The following is a 2,645-nucleotide window of genomic DNA, read 5'->3' as shown; positions in this document are numbered from 1 at the left end:
CTTGTTGGTGAGGTAGAAGTAAGGGTTCCGGTGCTTAAATATTCGATAATAAGTACGTTGGAGGAGATGTATTATGCCAACATAAAAGCACCTGAAAAATGGAAAAGCTATTATGAAAATGTAAGCGCCGATTCCAGAGCTCATTATCTCTGGTTATTGGACACTTATTATGTTATGCCTTCTGAAATGAAAGAAAACCTGAAAACCATCTTTGAAAACACCCACGCATGGCGTTTGTTGAATATTGCTACACTGCTCTCAGATGAAAGCACCATAGATGACCTTGTGAGAGTTTATAAAGGTGCAATCGTAGGCCCAAATAGCCTTCCAATGAATGTTAGAAGTGCATTGGGAGAATTGTTGCCATATTACTATGAAACTTTTTTCAAAAACTATTTCGAGGAAAATGCTCCTAAGTTCGAAGAGATTGCAAAACAAATGACAGAAGAAGCAAGGGAATATCCAAATCCATATCAATTCATCGCTGAAAACAGCGGGATAGATCTGGGTGAAAGCAAGTGCTTGTTTTACTATACTTTTAGGGAAGTAGGTGCATACGGCTTTAGACTTGATGAGCTGAGGATTTCGACCCTTCAGAGAGATGTGGATAGCATTGAAAAACTCTTTTTTACTCCTTTACATGAATACAGCCACGAATTCTTCCAAACTTTTACCGGTTCTAACGAGTTTAGGGAACTGGCCGAAGAGCTAAAAGTCAAAGATCCTCAATTTTATGATTACTGGTATTCGAATGAGAACCTGCGCAATTCATATTCCTGGCGAGGCTTTTGTGAAGAAAATCTCGTTGAAGGTTTCGCAAAATTCCTTCGGGATAAATTCTATGGTTTCGTTCAAGAGCATAGAGCTTTTTATTACTATGATATGGGTTTCTATGAATACCTTAAAGCTACAGGTTTCTCTCCGGAGAAAATCTCGCTCAAAGAAGCATCTTTAGAGTTTTACCGTGTGAAATGCAAATAATATCTCACTTAGTGTGCTAAGATTTCTTATAAGGTTTTGAAAGGGGGTCGAGCAGTTTGCTTAGCTGGATTATTGCTTTCATATCCATCGCAGTGGTTTTCGTGCTATCAATAACAATATCAAAGCTATACAAAGAGCTAAAAAAGAACCTCGAAGAGAAGGTAAAATTAGAGCACTTCAAGGAAGAAAACGAAAAGCTCAGCGGTGAAGTTGAGAGCTTAAGGCAAGATAATGAGAAGTTGAAAATAGAAAAAGCGAAATTCCAGGAACAAATCAATTCTCTTAACGAAAAGCTCGATTGGCTCGAAAAAACCAAAGCCGAACTGAGAGATAGTTTCAAAGCTCTTGCAAGCGACGTAACCTCAAAAAACACAGAGGATTTTCTCAAACAGGCTAATGATAAGCTTAAGGACCTTCTTTCCCCTTTGAAGAACAACCTTGATACGCTTCAAAAAAACATCGTTGAAATTGAAAACAAACGTGAAAAAGCATACGGCGGATTGGAAAAGCATCTCCAGGAGCTTACCCGGACCAATAATGAATTACAAACAGGGATAACAAAGTTGAACAGCTCTCTCAAATCCTCCACATCCAGAGGGCGCTGGGGAGAATACCAGCTCAAACGCATTGTTGAACTTGCCGGCATGACAGCGCATATAGATTTTGAAGAGCAGGAATCAAACGAAGAAGGCCGGCCAGACATGGTAATAAAGCTACCAAACGGCGGGGAGATTCCAGTAGATGCCAAAACTCCATTAAATGCCTACCTTGAGGCTATGGAAGTTCAAGATGAAAGGACCAGAAAAGATAAGCTCAAAAAACATGTAAAAAGCATAAAAGACACCATAAAAGCTCTCAGTTCAAAGGCTTACTGGGAACAGTTTAAAGAATCGCCCGATTTTGTGATAATGTTCATACCCATAGAAGCCGCTGTGAGCACAGCCTTTGAAATTGACCCCGGGCTTTTGGAATTGGCCATTAGCAAAAAAGTACTTATCACTACCCCGATTACCTTGATTGCACTTTTGAAATCAGTTGCGTATGGCTGGCAACAATTCCAGCTTGCGGAAAACGCAAAAAAAATCGCCGAAGAGGGCAAGGAATTGTATAAAAGGCTCAATAGATTTCTCAACAATATTGATGATGTAGGAAAAAAACTAACTGCACTTGTCAAAACATACAACACGGCGGTAGGCTCCCTTGAAGGGCGTTTGTTACCGGGCGCAAGAAGGTTCAAAGAAATTGCCGAAATAACAGATGAAGAACCAAGTCTTCAACCATTAGAAGTAGAACCAAGACCACTGAATGCCCCGGAACTCAAAAACGAAAAATAAGGCAGTGAACTGCAGATATTTTCAGTAATTCTTTAAAGGGCTTTTATAAGACTTTTGAATACAGTTTCACAGAACCTGAGCAGTCCCTTCTCGTAATTATAAAATCAGTTGTATTGAGGAGGGATTCTTATGAAAAAGTCGATTGTAGTAATTTCGTTCTTGCTTATAGGTATTTTCTCTTTTTCTTCCAGCAGTTGGGGTACTCTCTTTCCAGAATTTGCTACCAATGCTCCTGTGTGGTTAAAAGAAGGTTTGAGAATCAGCTTTTATGCAATGACTGCCACGATAAAACCCGGCGGTGGTTTGCCTGATGCCGCTTCATCTGGAGCG

The 2,645-nt window shown here is 39.9% G+C and carries 3 protein-coding genes; all 3 read left to right on the top strand.

Features of this window, described 5'->3' with window-relative positions:
* A partial coding sequence (locus AC3LHT_RS08100) for a hypothetical protein (protein ID WP_488662535.1) occupies positions 1-981 on the top strand: 981 nt, incomplete at its 5' end.
* A 56-nt stretch (positions 982-1,037) separates the two neighbouring features.
* A complete protein-coding gene (rmuC, locus tag AC3LHT_RS08095) occupies positions 1,038-2,315 on the top strand; it encodes a DNA recombination protein RmuC (protein ID WP_488662534.1) in 1,278 nt (425 codons plus the stop codon).
* 129 nt (positions 2,316-2,444) lie between these two features.
* A partial coding sequence (locus AC3LHT_RS08090) for a hypothetical protein (RefSeq protein WP_488662533.1) occupies positions 2,445-2,645 on the top strand: 201 nt, incomplete at its 3' end.

Source organism: Kosmotoga sp., from assembly GCF_982836095.1.
The sequence above is the reverse complement of the archived record's forward strand: the minus strand, read 5'-3'. Positions and strand labels throughout refer to the sequence as shown.